Source organism: Pseudomonas sp. 01L34 (genome assembly GCF_056400265.1).
Window position 1 is genome coordinate 112,857 of the sequence record NZ_JBFTSX010000001.1, and the last position, 17,377, is coordinate 130,233.

15 protein-coding genes are annotated in these 17,377 nt (G+C 61.2%); 5 read left to right on the forward strand and 10 right to left on the reverse strand.

Annotation, left to right across the window (positions count from 1 at the left end):
- Positions 1-307: 307 nt before the first annotated feature.
- From lpdA to AC1DQM_RS00595, 4 genes are read right to left on the reverse strand one after another with little or no spacing between them, the layout of a single operon-like run.
- Positions 308-1,693: a dihydrolipoyl dehydrogenase gene (gene lpdA, locus AC1DQM_RS00580; protein WP_477745648.1), complete on the reverse strand. Its 1,386-nt coding sequence runs from the start codon at positions 1,691-1,693 to the stop codon at positions 308-310.
- Between the two features lie 3 nt (positions 1,694-1,696).
- On the reverse strand, positions 1,697-2,971 hold the full coding sequence (locus AC1DQM_RS00585; protein WP_477745649.1) for a dihydrolipoamide acetyltransferase family protein: 1,275 nt from the start codon (positions 2,969-2,971) through the stop codon (positions 1,697-1,699).
- A complete protein-coding gene (locus tag AC1DQM_RS00590) occupies positions 2,972-4,030 on the reverse strand; it encodes an alpha-ketoacid dehydrogenase subunit beta (RefSeq protein ID WP_019648882.1) in 1,059 nt (352 codons plus the stop codon).
- A gap of 1 nt (position 4,031) precedes the next feature.
- Positions 4,032-5,267 (reverse strand): 3-methyl-2-oxobutanoate dehydrogenase (2-methylpropanoyl-transferring) subunit alpha, encoded by a 1,236-nt coding sequence (locus AC1DQM_RS00595; RefSeq protein ID WP_018929723.1) that lies wholly within the window; start codon positions 5,265-5,267, stop codon positions 4,032-4,034.
- Between the two features lie 185 nt (positions 5,268-5,452).
- On the opposite strand from AC1DQM_RS00595, the gene bkdR reads away from it, so the two are divergent.
- Positions 5,453-5,941, forward strand: a complete 489-nt coding sequence (gene bkdR / locus AC1DQM_RS00600) for a Bkd operon transcriptional regulator BkdR (protein ID WP_017339472.1) — start codon at positions 5,453-5,455, stop codon at positions 5,939-5,941.
- A 57-nt stretch (positions 5,942-5,998) separates the two neighbouring features.
- Here the strand turns inward: bkdR and AC1DQM_RS00605 are convergent, their stop codons facing one another.
- The gene (locus AC1DQM_RS00605; protein WP_477745650.1) at positions 5,999-6,862 is read right to left on the reverse strand and encodes an MBL fold metallo-hydrolase; all 864 of its coding nucleotides are present in this window, start codon (positions 6,860-6,862) and stop codon (positions 5,999-6,001) included.
- 163 nt (positions 6,863-7,025) lie between these two features.
- Between AC1DQM_RS00605 and AC1DQM_RS00610 the strand changes: the two genes are divergently transcribed.
- The 4 genes from AC1DQM_RS00610 to nahK all read left to right on the forward strand — a co-directional run bounded on the left by AC1DQM_RS00610 (position 7,026) and on the right by nahK (position 13,273).
- Complete coding sequence (locus tag AC1DQM_RS00610; RefSeq protein WP_477745651.1) at positions 7,026-7,832, forward strand: sulfite exporter TauE/SafE family protein; 807 nt, start codon at positions 7,026-7,028, stop codon at positions 7,830-7,832.
- Positions 7,833-8,040: 208 nt separating this feature from the next.
- Positions 8,041-9,225: a porin gene (locus AC1DQM_RS00615; protein WP_477745652.1), complete on the forward strand. Its 1,185-nt coding sequence runs from the start codon at positions 8,041-8,043 to the stop codon at positions 9,223-9,225.
- A 318-nt stretch (positions 9,226-9,543) separates the two neighbouring features.
- On the forward strand, positions 9,544-10,707 hold the full coding sequence (gene nosP / locus AC1DQM_RS00620; RefSeq protein ID WP_096480056.1) for a nitric oxide-sensing protein NosP: 1,164 nt from the start codon (positions 9,544-9,546) through the stop codon (positions 10,705-10,707).
- Positions 10,676-13,273, forward strand: a complete 2,598-nt coding sequence (gene nahK, locus AC1DQM_RS00625) for a hybrid sensor histidine kinase/response regulator NahK/ErcS' (protein ID WP_477745878.1) — start codon at positions 10,676-10,678, stop codon at positions 13,271-13,273. The genes nosP and nahK overlap by 32 nt, the downstream gene beginning before the upstream one ends.
- 178 nt (positions 13,274-13,451) lie before the next feature.
- Here nahK and AC1DQM_RS00630 read toward each other — a convergent pair whose 3' ends face one another.
- The 5 genes from AC1DQM_RS00630 to AC1DQM_RS00650 form a co-directional block, all read right to left on the reverse strand.
- Positions 13,452-14,117 (reverse strand): response regulator transcription factor, encoded by a 666-nt coding sequence (locus AC1DQM_RS00630; protein ID WP_111453489.1) that lies wholly within the window; start codon positions 14,115-14,117, stop codon positions 13,452-13,454.
- A gap of 57 nt (positions 14,118-14,174) precedes the next feature.
- Positions 14,175-14,732, reverse strand: a complete 558-nt coding sequence (locus AC1DQM_RS00635; protein WP_477745653.1) for a PQQ-dependent catabolism-associated CXXCW motif protein — start codon at positions 14,730-14,732, stop codon at positions 14,175-14,177.
- Positions 14,733-14,857: 125 nt separating this feature from the next.
- Positions 14,858-15,649 carry an ABC transporter permease gene (locus tag AC1DQM_RS00640; protein ID WP_064618314.1) on the reverse strand — a complete coding sequence of 264 codons (792 nt, stop codon included), beginning with the start codon at positions 15,647-15,649 and terminating at the stop codon, positions 14,858-14,860.
- Positions 15,646-16,389: an ABC transporter ATP-binding protein gene (locus tag AC1DQM_RS00645; RefSeq protein WP_477745654.1), complete on the reverse strand. Its 744-nt coding sequence runs from the start codon at positions 16,387-16,389 to the stop codon at positions 15,646-15,648. Before AC1DQM_RS00645 ends, AC1DQM_RS00640 begins: the two co-directional genes overlap by 4 nt.
- A complete protein-coding gene (locus AC1DQM_RS00650; RefSeq protein WP_477745655.1) occupies positions 16,386-17,345 on the reverse strand; it encodes a YVTN family beta-propeller repeat protein in 960 nt (319 codons plus the stop codon). The genes AC1DQM_RS00645 and AC1DQM_RS00650 overlap by 4 nt, the downstream gene beginning before the upstream one ends.
- Between the last annotated feature and the right edge of the window lie 32 nt (positions 17,346-17,377).

Genomic DNA, 17,377 nt, shown 5'->3' on the forward strand with positions numbered 1-17,377 from the left:
TATCACTTAACAACCGTCGAAACGGTTCAAGGCTTCTGACATTTTTCTGGATGGGGACAACAATACTTCATTCCGGGCCTAAATCGCAGCCCGGACTATCGGGTGATTGGCAGATTTCTTAGCCAGCTCATGAAACTTGTCGCCGATCTTTCATCATTCGAAACCCTGTGGCGAGGGAGCTTGCTCCCGTTCCGGTGCGCAGCACTGGTAAAACCGGACACTGCGGTGCATCAGGCAGATCGCAGTGACGCGGTTGGGGCCGCTTCGCAGCCCAGCGGGAGCAAGCTCCCTCGCCACAGTTGAGCGGTTACAGATGCAGCGCGTGCCCCAACGCACGCAGCGCCGCTTCCTGCACCGCCTCACCAAGCGTCGGATGCGCGTGGATGGTGCCGGCGATGTCTTCCAGCCGCGCGCCCATTTCCAGGCTTTGGCCGAACGCCGTCGACAACTCCGAAACACCCACACCCACCGCCTGCCAGCCAACAATCAGATGATTGTCACGCCGCGCCACGACCCGAACGAAGCCACTTTTGGACTCCAGTGTCATCGCCCGGCCATTGGCGGCGAACGGGAAGCTGGACACGATGCAGTCCAGCCCCGCAGCCTTGGCCTCGTCCGGGGTTTTGCCGACCACCACCAGTTCCGGGTCGGTGAAACACACGGCGGCAATGGCGGTCGGGTTGAATTCGCGGTGTTTGCCGCTGATCAGTTCGGCAACCATCTCGCCCTGGGCCATGGCCCGGTGGGCGAGCATCGGTTCGCCGCTGAGGTCGCCGATGGCGTAGACGTTGCGCATGCTGGTCTGGCAACGGTTGTCGATCTTGATCGCCGAACCGTTCATGTCCAGGTTCAAGGTTTCGAGGTTCCAGCCCTGGGTGTTGGGTTTGCGACCGGCGGCCACCAGCACCTGATCGGTTGCAAGATTCAGGATGTCGCCGTTCGGGTCGCGAACTTGCAGGGAATTTCTTTGTGAATCAAAGCCTTCAACGCTGTGCTTCAAGTAAAGCTTCACATCGAGTTGTTTGAGTGCTTCGTGCACCGGATGGGTCAGTTCGGCATCGTAGGCCGGCAGAATACGATCCTGCGCCTCGACTACGCTGACCTCGGCGCCGAGCTTGCGATAAGCAATCCCCAGCTCCAGACCGATGTAACCGCCACCGACCACAACCAGCCGTTTCGGCACGCTTTTCGGCGCCAGGGCTTCAGTGGAGGAGATGATCGGCCCGCCAATCGGCAGCATCGGCAGGTTGACGCTTGTCGAACCGGTGGCCAGCACCAGGTGCTCGCACTGAATCCGCGTGTCGCCGACTTCAACGGTTTTACCGTCGATCACTTTCGCCCAGCCGTGAATGACCTGGACCTTGTGTTTCTTTAATAGCGCCGAGACGCCAGTGGTCAGGCGATCAACGATGCCGTCCTTCCACTCGACGCTTTTGCCGATGTCCAGGGTCGGCGCCGATACGTTGATGCCCAGCGCCGAGTACTGGCTGTGGTGCTGTGTCTGGTGGAACTGTTCGGCGACGTGGATCAACGCCTTGGACGGAATGCAGCCGATGTTCAGGCAGGTGCCGCCCAACGATTGGCCTTCCACCAGAATGGTCGAAATGCCCAATTGACCGGCACGGATCGCCGTCACATAGCCGCCAGGGCCGCCGCCGATGATTAGCAGCGTAGTATTTAGAGTCTGTTGCATTCCTTACTCCACAAACAGCGTTGCGGGTTGTTCGAGCAAGCCACGAACGGCCTGGATGAATTGCGCCGCGTCCATGCCATCGACTACGCGGTGATCGAAGGAGCTGGAGAGGTTCATCATCTTGCGGATCACGATCTGGCCTTTGATCACCATTGGTCGCTCGACGATTTTGTTCACGCCGACGATCGCCACCTCCGGCAGGTTAAGCACCGGCGTGCTGACGATGCCGCCCAGGGCGCCGAGGCTGGTCAGGGTGATGGTCGAGCCGGACAGCTCATCGCGGCTGGCCTTGCCAGTGCGTGCGGCAGTTGCCAGGCGGGAGATTTCCGCGGCGTTGTCCCACAGACTGCGGGCTTCGGCGTGACGCACCACCGGCACCATCAAACCGATGTCGGCTTGCGTGGCGACGCCCACATGCACCGCGCCGAGGCGGGTGATGACCTGGGCCTCGTCGTCGTAACGGGCGTTGATCTGCGGGAAGTCGCGCAGGGCCACGACCAGGGCGCGCACCAGGAACGGCAGCAAGGTCAGCTTGCCACGGGTCGCGCCGTGTTTTTCGTTCAGGTGCGCACGCAGCTCTTCGACGGCGGTGACGTCGATTTCTTCGACGTAACTGAAGTGGGCGGCACGCTGGGTGGCGTCCTGCATACGCTGGGCGATCTTGCGGCGCATGCCGATCACCGGGATTTGCTGTTCGTCGTTGCGCTGGGCGTAAGCGGCGGTGGCCGTCGATGCGTTCGACTGACCCTGAGCCAGATAAGCTTCGAGGTCTTCGTGCAGAATCCGCCCGGCAGGGCCGCTGCCACGCACCAGGCGCAGTTGAATGCCAAGGTCCAGCGCATGCTTGCGCACGGCCGGGGAGGCCAGCGGACGTTCGTCGGCTTCGCGGGCGACCATCGGTCCTTGGCAAGCGGCAGCCGGACGCGGGGCCGCTGAAGCCGGTGTGCTTTCTACGACGGCTTCAACTTTCGGCGCCGCCACAGGTGCTTCTTTAACAACAGCCGCTGGCGCAGTCGATTCCTTAACGTTACCCGCGCCTTCGACTTCAATGCTGATCAGCACGCTGCCGACCGCCATGACTTCGCCCGGCTGTCCACCCAGTGCAATCACCTTGCCGTTCACCGGCGAGGGGATGTCGACCATCGCCTTGTCGGTCATGACATCGGCCAGCACCTGATCTTCGACGACCATGTCGCCGACCTTGACGTGCCACTGAGACAATTCAACTTCTGCAATGCCTTCGCCAATGTCCGGCATTTTAATAACGTGCGTGCCCATTCAGACCTCCATAACCCGATGCAAAGCCGCGCCCACACGGGACGGACCAGGGAAATACGCCCACTCTTGCGCGTGCGGGTAGGGGGTGTCCCAACCGGTCACGCGCTCGATTGGCGCTTCCAGGTAGTGGAAGCAATGCTCTTGCACCAGCGCGACCAGCTCGGCGCCGAATCCGCAGGTACGGGTCGCTTCGTGAACAACTACGCAGCGTCCGGTTTTCTTCACCGACTTGACGATGGTTTCCAGGTCCAGCGGCCATAGGCTGCGCAGGTCGATGACTTCGGCGTCGATGCCGGTTTCTTCAGCGGCGACTTGCGACACATAAACCGTGGTGCCGTAGGTCAGGATGGTCACGTCCTTGCCCGGACGGGTGATGGCGGCAACATCCAGCGGCACGGTGTAGTAACCGTCCGGCACTTGCGCGGCCGGGTGCTTCGACCATGGGGTCACCGGGCGCTCGTGGTGACCGTCGAACGGGCCGTTGTACAGGCGTTTTGGCTCGAGGAAGATCACCGGGTCATCGTTTTCGATGGAGGCGATCAGCAGGCCTTTAGCGTCGTAAGGGTTGGATGGCATGACGGTGCGCAAGCCGCAGACTTGGGTGAACATCGCCTCGATGCTCTGGCTGTGAGTCTGGCCGCCATAGATGCCGCCGCCGCAGGGCATGCGCAGGGTCATCGGCGCGGTGAACTCGCCGGCCGAGCGATAACGCAAGCGCGCCGCTTCGGAAATGATCTGGTCCGACGCCGGGTACACATAGTCGGCGAACTGGATCTCGGCCACCGGCCGCAAACCGTAAGCACCCATGCCCACGGCGACGCCGACGATGCCGCTTTCGGAGATCGGCGCATCGAATACGCGGGAGGTGCCGTACTTGGTCTGCAGGCCTTCGGTGCAACGGAACACACCACCGAAATAGCCGACGTCCTGGCCGAACACCACGACGTTGTCGTCACGCTCAAGCATCACATCCATGGCCGAGCGCAGGGCCTGGATCATGGTCATGGTGGTCGTGGTCATGGCGGTTTCCAACTGAATATTATTGTTGTGATCGTTCATGTCAGATCCCCAACTCCTGACGCTGGCGCTTCAAGTGCTCCGGCATCTCTTTGTAGACGTCTTCGAACATGGTCGCGGCGCTCGGAATCTGGCCGCCGGCGAGGGTGCCGTACTGCTCGGCTTCTTTCTGCGCGGCGATCACTTCGGCTTCCAGTTCGGCGCTGACAGCGGCGTGTTCCTCCTCGGACCACTGACCGATTTTGATCAGGTGCTGCTTGAGGCGAGCAATCGGGTCACCCAACGGGAAGTGACTCCAGTCGTCGGCAGGACGGTATTTGGAAGGATCATCGGAGGTCGAGTGCGGGCCGGCGCGGTAGGTGACCCATTCGATCATGGTCGGGCCGAGGTTGCGCCGCGCGCGTTCGGCAGCCCAGGCGGATGCAGCGTAGACCGCGTAGAAATCGTTGCCATCGACCCGCAGGGAGGCGATGCCGCAACCGACGCCGCGTCCGGCAAAGGTGGTGGCTTCACCGCCGGCAATCGCCTGGAACGTGGAGATCGCCCACTGGTTGTTGACCACGTTGAGGATCACCGGCGCACGGTACACATGGGCGAAGGTGAGGGCGGTGTGGAAGTCCGATTCAGCAGTGGCACCGTCGCCGATCCACGCCGAGGCGATTTTGGTGTCGCCCTTGATCGCCGAGGCCATGCCCCAGCCCACCGCCTGGACGAATTGGGTGGCGAGGTTGCCGGAAATGGTGAAGAAACCGGCTTCCTTGACCGAGTACATGATCGGCAACTGACGGCCCTTGAGCGGATCGCGCTCGTTGGACAGCAGTTGGCAGATCAGGTCCACCAGCGGCACTTCGCGAGCCATCAGGATGCTTTGCTGACGGTAGGTGGGGAAGCACATGTCGTCGATGTTCAGGGCCAGGGCCTGGGCGCTGCCGATGGCTTCTTCGCCGAGGCTCTGCATGTAGAACGACATTTTTTTCTGGCGCTGGGCGACCACCATGCGGTTGTCGTAGATCCGCGTCTTGAGCATGGCGCGCATGCCTTTACGCAGGATCTCGACGGGTACGCCTTCAGCCCATGGGCCGAGGGCATTGCCCTGGTCGTCGAGCACGCGAATCAGGCCTTTGGCCAGATCAGCGGTATCGGCCGGTTCTACGTCGATTGGGGGTTTGCGCACCGTGCCGGCATCGGTCAGATGCAGGTAGGAGAAGTCGGTTTTGCAGCCGGGACGGCCCGAAGGTTCGGGAACGTGCAGGCGCAGCGGTTCGTACGCTTGGTTCATGGCTTCTACGCTCGATCTTGTGAATTTCTTGTAGTGAGCTGGCAGTCATTCTTCGGTAAAAGAATTCTTGTCCTACAACAATCATAGGCCGGGCCAAGAAGAATATTTCTCTGTGTTTCGTTGCGCTGGAGGTCATTTGAGGATAAAAAATCTGCATAAACATAAAAAACAGGTGTTTTTGTCTCATGCGCAAACTGGACCGTACCGACATCGGCATTCTCAACAGCCTTCAGGAGAACGCGCGCATCACCAACGCCGACCTCGCGCGCTCGGTGAACCTGTCGCCCACGCCGTGCTTCAATCGGGTCAAGGCGATGGAAGAATTAGGGCTGATTCGCGAGCAGGTGACGTTGCTGGATGCCGACTTGCTGGGGCTGCATGTGAATGTGTTCATTCACGTCAGCCTGGAGAAGCAGGTGGAAGAGGCGTTGCAGCATTTCGAAGAGGCGATTTCTGATCGCCCGGAAGTAATGGAGTGCTATCTGATGGCCGGCGACCCGGACTATTTGATCCGTGTGTTGGTGCCGACCATCCAGTCGCTGGAGCGCTTCATGATGGACTTCCTGACCAAGGTGCCGGGGGTGGCGAACATTCGTTCGAGCTTTGCGCTCAAGCAAGTGCGCTACAAGACGGCGTTGCCGTTGCCGGCGAATGGTCTGACCCTGGCCAATTGAAGATCGCAGTTGTAGCGGCCGTAGCAGCTGTCGAGCACCGCGAGGCAGCGTTCGGGGCTAGAGTTGGTTCAGGGGGATTTTCAGGTAGGTCACGCCATTGTCTTCCGCCGGCGGCAAATTCCCCGCCCGCACATTCACCTGAATCGCCGGCAGCAACAGCGTCGGCATGCACAAACCGGCGTCACGCTGGGTGCGCATCGCGACGAAGGAGGCTTCGTCGACGCCGTCGTGAATATGAATGTTGCTTTTGCGCTGCTCGCCAACCGTACTCTGGCATTGCGGGGTGCGGCCTTCGGGCGGGTAATCGTGGCAGACGAAGAGGCGCACGCTGGCGGGGAAGGCCAGCAGTTTGCGGATCGAGGCGAACATCTGGTTGGCGTTGCCGCCGGGGAAGTCGCAACGCGCGGTGCCGACGTCCGGCATGAACAACGTGTCGCCCACCATAATCACATCGCCGTCGATCAAATAAGCCATATCTGCCGGAGTATGCCCTGGCACATGCAGGGCCGTGGCCTTGAGATTGCCAATGCGGAATGACTCGTCCGGCGCGAACAGGTGATCGAACTGCGAACCGTCGGTCCTGAATCCTGGTTCAAGATTGAACAGTGTCTTGAACACCCCCTGAACCTTGCTGATCGACTGACCGATCGCAATCTTGCCCCCCAGTTCCCGGCGCAGATAAGGCGCGGCCGACAGGTGGTCGGCGTGGGCATGGGTTTCAAGCAGCCATTGCACCTGCAACTGGTGTTGGCGAACGAAGGCGATGATCCTGTCGGCCTGGACGGTCGAAGTGCGCCCGGCGGCGGCGTTGTAATCGAGCACCGGGTCGACAATCGCGCAGTGCCCGCCATCGTGCTCGTAGATCACGTAGCTGTAGGTCTTGGATGCGGGGTCGAGGAAGGCTTCAATCAAGGCGGGCATGGTGGCTGTTTCTGTTTGGACAAGCCTTGAGGGTAGTTTCATTTTCCCTGCGTTGACCAGCCCCGCATCAATTCAATTAATGAAAAAAACTGTGCGGGCTCTATCCTGTCACTCAATCGATACCGGGCGTCCCCGGCCTTTTTTCGCGGATCATGAGTGTTTTATGTTGTTGGCAAGTTTTTTTGGCCTGGTCATGGGCCTGGTGCTCGGTTTGACTGGCGCCGGTGGCGGTATTCTTGCGGTGCCGGCCCTGGTGCTCGGGCTGGGTTTGACCATGACCCAGGCGGCGCCCGTCGCCTTGTTCGCGGTGGGCAGTGCGGCGGCGATCGGTGCGGTCGACGGTCTGCGCCATGGTCTGGTGCGCTATCGCGCGGCGCTGTTGATTGCTTTGCTCGGCGCGGTGTTTTCGCCGGTGGGTATCTACTTCGCTCATCAGTTGCCGGAAAAGATCTTGAAAATCCTGTTCAGTCTGCTGATGGTCATGGTGGCCTGGCGGATGCTGCGCCCGGAAAAGCTCGACACCGGTCCGAGCGACCACGGCCACGCCAACTGGGGCCAGAAGAACTGCATGCTCGATCAGCAGACCGGGCGTTTTTCCTGGACCGCCAAATGCACCGCGACCCTCGCCGCACTCGGCGCGGTCACTGGCGTGGTCTCGGGGTTGCTCGGGGTCGGTGGCGGTTTTCTGATAGTGCCGGCGTTCAAGCAACTGACCGATGTGCAGATGCGCGGGATCGTCGCCACGTCGTTGATGGTGATCAGCCTGATCTCGATCATCGGGGTGATTGGCGCGTTTCACGCCGGGGTGCGGATCGATGGTTTGGGCATGTCGTTCATTGTCGCCAGCATCGTCGGGATGATCCTCGGCCGAAAGCTCTGCGCGCGGGTGCCGGCCCGAGGGTTGCAGATCGGCTTTGCCAGCGTCTGCGTGGTGGTAGCCGTTTACATGCTGTTTAGAGCACTCGCCTAGCGCGCACCGGTTCCTGTGGACGTCTGTGTGGCCCGCAGGCTTACACCCTAAGTTCCGGGCCTGGCCGACGGGCGGTCTTACGCCGAATTTGCCGCGCGCTACCGGCCAGCCCAAAGCACCTGACAACCGCCCCCAAGGCAGCGTATGACGCCGCCTGTCCGCTTTCGATAATCGCCTCCGACATCAAGTCCCCGTAGCGGAGCGCGTTATGCACAACAATAAGAATTTCAAGCATCGTTTCTTGCCGGCTTTCATCGTTAGTCTGTCATCCCTGGGCCTGAGCTCGATGGCCCAGGCCGAGATCATGCTGTACGACAAGGACCAGACCACATTCTCCACCGATGGCTACATCAACGCCTTCTACGTCAACAGCAACGTGGACCGGGCCGGCGATCAGTACGACCGGCGCCAGGCGCGGGTGAAGATGGGTTTTTTGCCTAACTATCTGGGTTTCAACATGGGCAAGCAGGTCGATGACCTCAAGCTCGGCGCCCGGGCCTCGTTCTGGGTGACCATCAACGACAGCGAAACCAACGGCACCAACACCGCCATTGACGTGCGGCAGTTCTACGGCACGGTGGCCAACCCGGAATGGGGCGAGGTGCTGATCGGCAAAGACTTCGGCCTGTTTGCCCGTTCCAATATCCTGCTCGACGAACTGCTCTCTGGTTACGGTCAGGTCAGCGATACGTTGGGCTTGGTGGACGGCGGCGGGGTGTCGTTCGGCAATATCGGCAGCGGTTATCCGTACCCGTTCCCGACCTCGCAGATTACCTATCGCACCCCGATGATGGACGGCTTGCGGGTGGCGGTGGGGATCATGGACCCGGTCGACACCAACGACAGCAGCGCAACCGGCAAGGCCTACCAGAAGAACCCGCGTACCGAGAGCGAGATCACCTATCAGTTCGACCTCGGCGGAGCGAAGATTTACAGCTGGCTCAACGGCAGCTACCAGACCTCGGACAACACCGACTCCAACGTCGAGTCCGTCACCTCCAAAGGTGTCGGTTACGGTGTGCAGGCGAAGATGGGCGGGCTGTCGCTGACCGGTTCCGGTTTCCAGGCCAAAGGCATTAACCCGTTCTTCACCAACAATGCCGGTGAACCGACCCTGCGCAATGTCGACAGCAACGGTTACCTGTTGCAGGGCTCCTACAAACTGGGCAAGAACCGCCTGGCCTTGTCTTATGGCAAGACCAAGGACGACGGTAACGGCGTGGTGGGCAGCGGTGCCGATTATGAGACTCGCGGCGTTGCGCTGTTCCATGACGTCAACGACAACCTCAAGCTGGTGGCCGAGTACAACCAGTTCGAAATCAACGGCCACGACACCAGCGCCCAGAATGAAAACACCGATACGTTTGCGGTGGGGGCGGTGTTGACCTGGTAGGGGCTGACTAACCACTCCTTGTGGCGAGAGCGCTTTCTGTGGAGAGGGAGCTTGCTGTGGCGAGGGGGCTTGCCTGTGGCGAGGGAGCTTGCTCCCGTTGGGTCGCGCAGCGGCCCCGATCCTGGTCGCGCATCGGCCAGTATTCGGGGACTGCTTCGCAGTCCAGCGGGAGCAAGCTCCCTCGCCACAATTGCGCTAGTCACCCACTGATCAGGCCACCATTCTCATCCCATCGAACCACCCACCCGCTACCCAAGTAGCATTCGTCGCCGCCCGCAGGCTTCGTACACTCGAGCCTCATACAGGCGAGGGGCGACGATGCAGCAGGTTCAGAGCGACGGTGTGGTCAGTGCCATGTCCCAGGCCATCGATGCCCAGCAAGCGGCGCAGGATCTGGCGCGACAACTCTTGCACCCGCATTTGGGCTTCGTGCTGTTCTTCTGTTCCGCCGAGTACGACTTGCAGGCGCTGGGGCAGGCGTTGCAGCAGAGCTTCGGCGGCATTCGGCTGGTGGGCTGCACCAGTGCCGGCGAAATCACCCCCCAAGGTTATGGCCGCAGCTGCGTGACCGCGGTGGGCTTCGATCATCGGCACTTTTCCATCTCTACCGAACTGATCGATGAGATGGAGCATTTCAGCCTGATCGATGCCCAGCAAATGGTCGAGCGCCTGGTCAGCGGTTGTCGCAGCAATACCCTGGCGCCGATCAAGGGCAACAGCTTCGCCCTGACCCTGCTCGATGGCTTGTCCAGTCGTGAAGAAATGGTACTCGCTGCCTTGAGCGCGGCGTTGGGCGATATTCCGCATTTCGGCGGTTCGGCCGGCGACGACAATTACCTGACCCACACCCATGTGTATTTCGGCGGCGAGTTTCACAGCGGCGCGGCGGTGGTGGTGCTGGTCAATACCTGGCTGGACTTCGAAGTCTTCACCACCCACCACATCCTGCCAAGGGCCGAAAAGCTGGTGGTCACCGCTGCCGACAGCACTTCGCGCCGGGTATTCGAACTCAACGCCGAACCGGCCGCCGAGGAGTACGCCCGGCATATCGGCGTGGCGGTGGCCGACCTCGATTACCGGACCTTTGCCGCACACCCGTTGGCGGTGCGGATCAACGATCAGTATTACGTGCGGGCGATCCAGCAGGTTCACCCAGACCTGAGCCTGAGTTTCTACTGTGCGGTGGAAAACGGCATCGTCCTCACCGTCATGAAACCCGGCCCGATGCTGCCGAATCTGCAAGGCCTGTTCGAGGGCTTGCGCGAGCGTCTCGGGGACTTGTTGCTGACCATCGGCTGTGACTGTTTTCTCCGGCGCCTGGAACTGGAGGACGCCGGCAGTCTCGAGCAGATCGGCGCGTTTTTGCGGGACCAGCGGGTGATGGGTTTCAACACCTACGGAGAACAGTTCAATGGCATGCACATCAACCAGACCTTCACCGGGGTTGCCATTGCCCGAGGACGCGCCCCTGGACAGCGCTGACCTTCAGGCGCAAATCGCCAGCCTGCGGCACGAGAACCAAAAATTGCAGCGCATCAATGACGCGTTGATCGAACGCATCGAGTCCGGTATCACCCGGGGCAACGACCCGTATGCGGCGTTCCAGCATTCGGTGGTGCTGGCCGAACAGGTGCGTGAGCGCACCGACGCCCTGAACCAGGCCATGGCCGAACTCAAGGCTGGCAACCATTTGCTCAGCGAAGCGCGGCTACGGGCCGAAACCGCCCATCAACACTTGATCGACGCCATTGAAAGCATCTCCGACGCTTTTGTGCTGTTCGATGCCGAGCAGCGGATCGTGCTGTTCAACAGCCGTTTCAAGGCGTTTTGGGGTAACAGCCGGGTACGGATCAACGCGGGCATGCGCCTGAGTGAGGTCAAACGGTTGATGACTTCGACCGGGTTGTTTAGTGAAGAACCCCGGTCGCCCGTCGACGAAAGCCTGCTCTATCGCCTGCACAATGGCCGTTGGCTGCAAGTCAGCGAGCGGCCGACCCAGGAAGGCGGGCGGGTGATCCTGTTCACCGACATTACCGACGTCAAACTCAGCGAAACCCTGCGCCGCGAGCAGGCGGTGGCGCAGAAATCGCACCTATTGCAACGGGCGGTCGACAACCTGTCCCAAGGGGTGGCGATGGTCAACGCCGAGGGCATTCTGGAGTTGTGGAACCGGCGCTTCCTGGAACTCAGTGGCCTGGCCCCGGTGGCGGCTCATCGGCCGTTCGCCGAAGTGATCGCCGACAGCGAATTGAACCTGCTGACCCCGGCCAGTCGCGATGCCAACGGGCGGTACGTGCAGGAATGCGAGCAGCGCCTCTACGATGGCCGGGTCCTGGAAATCCGCACCCATCCGTTGCCCACCGGCGGCTTCGTCAACACCTTCACCGACATCACCGAACGCTATCAGCATGCCGAAGCCCTCAGCGAAAGCGAGCGCTGGATTCGCTTGATCACCGACCATGTGCCGGCGCTGATCGCCTACCTGAATGCCGATCTGGTCTATGAGTTCACCAACAAAGTCTATGAAGAATGGTACTGCTGGCCCCGGGGCGTGATGCTCGGGCAGAGCCTGCGCGAAGTGCACAGCGAGCAGCACTATCAGCGCCTCGAGGCCTACGTGGCTCGTGCCCTGGCCGGCGAGAGCGTGACGTTCGAGTTCGCCGAAACCAACATCAACAATCAGGAGCGCTACATGCTGCGCTCCTACGTGCCCAATCGCCTGGCCAGCGGGGAAGTGGTGGGGATCTTCGTGTTGATCCGCGACATCACCGAGCGCCGCCGCACCGCCGAGGCGCTGCATCAGGCCTATCAGAACCTTGAGTTGCGGGTGCGTGAACGCACCACCGAACTGACCACCCTCAATGACCAATTGCTGCGCGAAATCGACGAGCGCCGCCGCGTGGAATCACGCTTGCGCGAGGCCAAGCTCGAGGCCGAGCAGGCCAACCTGTCGAAGACCAAATTTCTCGCCGCCGTCAGTCACGACCTGCTGCAACCGCTCAACGCCGCGCGGCTGTTTACCAGCGCGTTGCTGGAGCGCCGGGAACCGGTGGCCAACGAAAATCTGGTGCGCAATGTCAGCAATTCCCTGGAAGACGTGGAAAACCTGTTGGGCACACTGGTGGACATTTCCAAACTGGATGCCGGGGTGATCAAGGCCGACATTGCGCCGTTCGCCCTCAGCGAATTGCTGGAAAACCTGGCCGCCGAATACACCCAAGTGGCCCGCAGTGAAGGCCTCGAGCTGCATTTCATCCCGTGTTCGGCGCTGGTGCGCAGTGACATTCAATTGCTCGCGCGGATCCTGCGCAACCTGCTGAGCAACGCCATTCGCTATACCTACAGCGGGCGGGTGGTGCTCGGTTGCCGGCGGCATCACCAGCGGTTGACGATTGAAGTCTGGGACAGCGGCATGGGCATTGCCGAAAACCGCCTGGAGGAGATTTTCCAGGAGTTCAAACGCGGTGACGTACAGCGCCCCGATCAGGATCGCGGCTTGGGGCTGGGCCTGGCGATCGTCGAGAAAATCGCGCGTATTCTCGGGCACCGGATTCACGTACGTTCATGGCCGGGCCAGGGCTCGATGTTTTCCGTCGAAGTGCCTTTGAGCGCCACGGCGCCTAAGGCGTTGCCGAGTTTGTTGATGAGTGAACCGATGCTCGAGCGCCTGCGCGGTGCACGGGTGTGGGTGCTGGACAACGACGCGGCGATTTGTGCCGGGATGCGCACCTTGCTCGAAGGTTGGGGCTGCCGGGTGGTCACGGCGCTGTCGGAGGAGGACCTGGCGCGGCAAGTGGACAATTATCACGCCGAAGCCGACCTGTTGATCGCCGACTATCACCTGGATGACGAGCAGAACGGTGTCGACGCCGTGGCCCGCATCAACGCCCGTCGCGCTTCGGCGATCCCGGCGATGATGATCACCGCCAACTACAGCAACGAACTCAAGCAACAGATCCGCGAACTGGGCCACACCCTGATGCACAAACCGGTGCGGCCGATGAAGCTCAAGACGGCGATGAGTCATTTGCTGAATTCATCCAGATAGTCCATGCCAGCATCGAACCTGTGGCGAGGGGGCTTGTCGGAACGCCGCACCGCCCCGTTCGGCTGCGAAGCAGTCGTAAATCCAGGCGACTCGGTGCATCTGAGAATTTGCAGGGGGCCGCTTCGCGACCCAACGGGGGCAAGCCCCCTCGCCACAGGTCAGCTTTCAAACCGGGCAGTTACCGCCGAAGATACGACCCGAAATCAATATCCCCGGCACTCAATATCGCCTGCACCCGGTTGTGCACATTGAGTTTGCGCAAGATCGCCGAGACGTGGGCCTTGACCGTGGTTTCGGCGATTTCCAGGGTGTAGGCGATCTGTTTGTTCGACTCGCCCTTGGTCATGCGTTCAAGCACCAGCAGCTGTTTGCGGGTCAGCGCCTGGAGCAGCTCCGGCGGGAAGCTCGGGGTCTCGCTCATGCGCCGGCTGGCACCGCTCTTTTGCGTGCGGATGATGTCCGGCGGCAGGTACACATTGCCATTGAGAATCTGCTGGATGGCTTCGGTCATCTGCGCCCGTGGCGAGGACTTGGTGATGAATCCCACCGCGCCATAGGTGATGGCTTGCAGCACGATCTGCTTGTCCTGTTCGGCCGAGACGATCACCACGGGAATGGTCGGCGCCTCGTTGCGCAGGTTGATCAGGCCATTGAGGCCGTGCATGCCGGGCATGTTCAGGTCGAGCAGGATCAGGTCCAGGTCGTCGTGTTCCTGGGTCAGGGCCAGGGCGCTGTCGAGGTCGGCGGTTTCCATGACCTCGCTGCCGGGGAAACCGTCGCTGATGACGTTATGAATGGCTTCGCGAAACAGCGGGTGATCGTCGGCAATCAGAATTTTGTACATGGCCTTTCACCTCATTATTTTTTTTCAGGGTGTGGCAACAACACGCAAATGCTCAAGTCAGGGAAAAGGCTCGGGCTTCGCCTGCGTCACGGGCAGATTCGCCGCTTGCCAGGCATCCAGTCCGTCGCGGTACCAATACAGTGTTTTATAGCCCATGGAAGCAGCGCGTTTTACCGCGTTCCAGCTCAACCAGCAATCGGAGCGGCAGTAAAAGACCAACGGTCGGGCCTGGTCGCCCGCCGTCAATTGCTGCAAGTAGCGCGCGAAATATGCCTGCCAGGACGGCGTCAGGTCACCGTCCCCGGTATTGGCCAACCAATGGCTGCCGGGCAGGTTTTCGTGGGGCTGGTCTTCAATGAAGCGGCCTTGCAGCCATTGTCGGCGGTAGACGTCGATCAGCACCGGCGGGGGTGTCTGCTTGAGCAGGTCTTGCAGGGCGGGCGTGTCGATGATGCTCGCGCCCTGGAGCTGAGTCGGAGTCGGGCTGCGGTACAGGCCGATGCGATAACCGTCGGCGGAGAACAGCGCTGTTTCGGCCTGTGCGGTGCCCAGCAACAGGCTCAGCGACAGCGCAGCGAGAGCAGGGCGCAACAGAACACGTCGGGCACGCGGCATAGGGGTCAGTCCTTATAGTTATGAACCCATTACATGCCAGTAGCGATGCGTTGTGAATGCGACGATAGACAGGTAAACCAGTACCAAAGTAGTAATTTTGTCCTGTTTTTTATCGTTCGGAGTAGTCAGCCGGATTTACGCAAGGCCGCATGTTGCGGGTTGAAGGTGAGCACGGCGAGCAGGGCGAACACCAGCGTCAGCCCCGCGCACACCGCCAGCGCCAAGAGGTTGAAGCGTTCGTACAGCGCGAAGCGCACCAGCTCCACCGCATGGGTGAACGGGTTCAAGGCGCACAGCCAATACAGCCACTCGCTGGAATCGCGCATTTTCCACAGCGGATACAGCGCCGACGACAGGAAAAACAGCGGGAAGATCACGAAATTCATCACCCCGGCAAAGTTCTCCAGTTGGCGAATCGCATTGGACAGCAACAGGCCCAGCGCACTGAGCATCAACGCCACCAGCAGCAACGCCGGCAACGCCAGCAACAGGCCCATGGCCGGCGGTTGCACGCCGTACAGCCAGGCAATCGCGAGGAAGGCGTACACCTGCAACAGCGAAATCAGCGACGTCGCCAGTAATTTGCTGCACAGCAGAAAGGTCCGGGGCAGGGGGCTGGTCAACAGCACGCGCATGCTGCCCATCTCCCGGTCATACACCATCGACAACGAACCTTGCATGCCGTTGAACAGCAGGATCATGCAGGCAAGGCCGGGGATGATGTAAACCTCATAGGGAATGTAGGTGTCGTAGGGTTCGATGATGGCGATGCCCAGTGCCGCGCGGAACCCGGCAGCGAACACCAGCAGCCACAGCAACGGCCGCACCAGCGCACTGAGAAACCGCGTGCGCTGCAACACGAAGCGCAGCCATTCGCGCAGCACGATACCGCTGAAACATTGCCAGTAAGCGTTCATCTGCTGACTGCTCCTGAAGGGGTCGAGGTGGTCAGGCGAGCGAAGGCCGAATCGAGGTCGCCGCCATGTTCCAGGCTCAGCGCATCAGCTTGTCCGCTGGCGACCAAACGGCCTTGATGCAGGATCAGCAAGTCGTCGCTGGGTTGCACTTCATCCAGCAAATGAGTGGTCCAGAGCACGCTGATGGTTTGCTCGCGGCACAGGCTGCGGATGTGCTGATTGAGCGCCAGGCGACTGGCCGGGTCGAGGCCGACGCTGGCCTCGTCAAGCAACAACAGGCGTGGTTCGTGCAGCAACGCGCGGGCGATTTCCACCCGCCGGCGGTGGCCGCCATTGAGTTCGCGTACTCGCTCGCGACGGCGCTCGGTCAGGGCCTGACGCGCCAGCTCCGTGTCGACCCGCAGCCCGGTCTGGCGTCGGGACAGACCATGCAGCGCGGCGTGATAACGCAGGTTCTGCTCGACGCTGAGGTCCAGATCCAGCGTGCTTTGCTGAAACACCACTCCCAATTGCTTGAGCGCCGGGCGTGCCGCGTCGCGCAACGAGCAGCCGCCGACCCGGATATCACCGCGTTGCAGATCATAGAGGCGGGTGAGCAGGGCGATCAGGGTGGATTTGCCCGCGCCATTGGGCCCAAGCAGCGCCGCAAAACGCCCGGGTGCCAGGCTGAAACTCACTTGGCGCAAGGCCTCGCGCGGGCCGTAGGCGAAACTCAGGTCGCTGACCTCAAGGGCGTTCATGGCGTCACCACCACGCCCCACGGATAGCGCCCGACCTTCACCGATTTGCTGACCTTGAGGGTACCGACATCGATCACCGACACATCGCCACTGACGCCATTGGTGGCCAGCAATTGCCGTTGATCCGGGGTGAACGCCATCTGCCAGACCCGTCGGCCCACCAGCAGGTAATCAACAATTTCGAAGGTCTTGGCGTCGATCACCGCCACATGGTTGGCCGGGCCGAGGGCGACAAAGCCGTACTTGCCGTCGGCGCTGAGCTTGATGCCCACCGGCTGGACTTTGTCCGGGTGCACGCCTTTGATCTGGAAGGTCAAGGTCTTGAGGATCTTGCGGCTGGCGACGTCGAGAATCGTCACCGTGCCGCCGATTTCCGCCGAGGCCCAGAGCTGCGAGCCATCGGGATTGAATTCGACGAAACGCGGTCGTTGATCCACCAGGGTGTTGTCGGCCAGGGTCTGGGTGCTGGTGTCGATCCAGTGCAGCATGTTGGTGGTTTCGCTGGTGTTCACCGCCCATTTGCCATCGGGGCTGACGGCCATGCCTTCGGGCTCGACGCCAACGTTGATCTGCCCGAGCACTTTGGAGGTTTCGGTGTCGATCACCGTCACCAGCGCATCGTCCTCGTTGGAGACATACAACCAGCGATTGTTGGGGTGCAGGGCGAATTGTTCAGGGTCTTTGCCCGAGGGCAGTTCCTTGATGATCTTGCGCGTGGCGACGTCCATCACCTGGACCCGGTCCGAATCGCTGGCGCAGATGTACAGCAGCTTGTTGTCGTGGGACAGCAACAGGCCGCGCGGGCGCTGGCCGACGGGCAGGGTGTCGGTGACTTGCAGGGTCTGCATGTCGATCAGGCTCAGGCTGTTGTCCTTTTCGTTGGAGACCCAGGCGGTGCTGGCCGCCGCATGCCCGGCGGCGAGCAGTAGAGCGCATGAAAGCAGGGTGCGGCGCATGGCAGATTCCTTATTGTTGTGGTGGTAGAGCT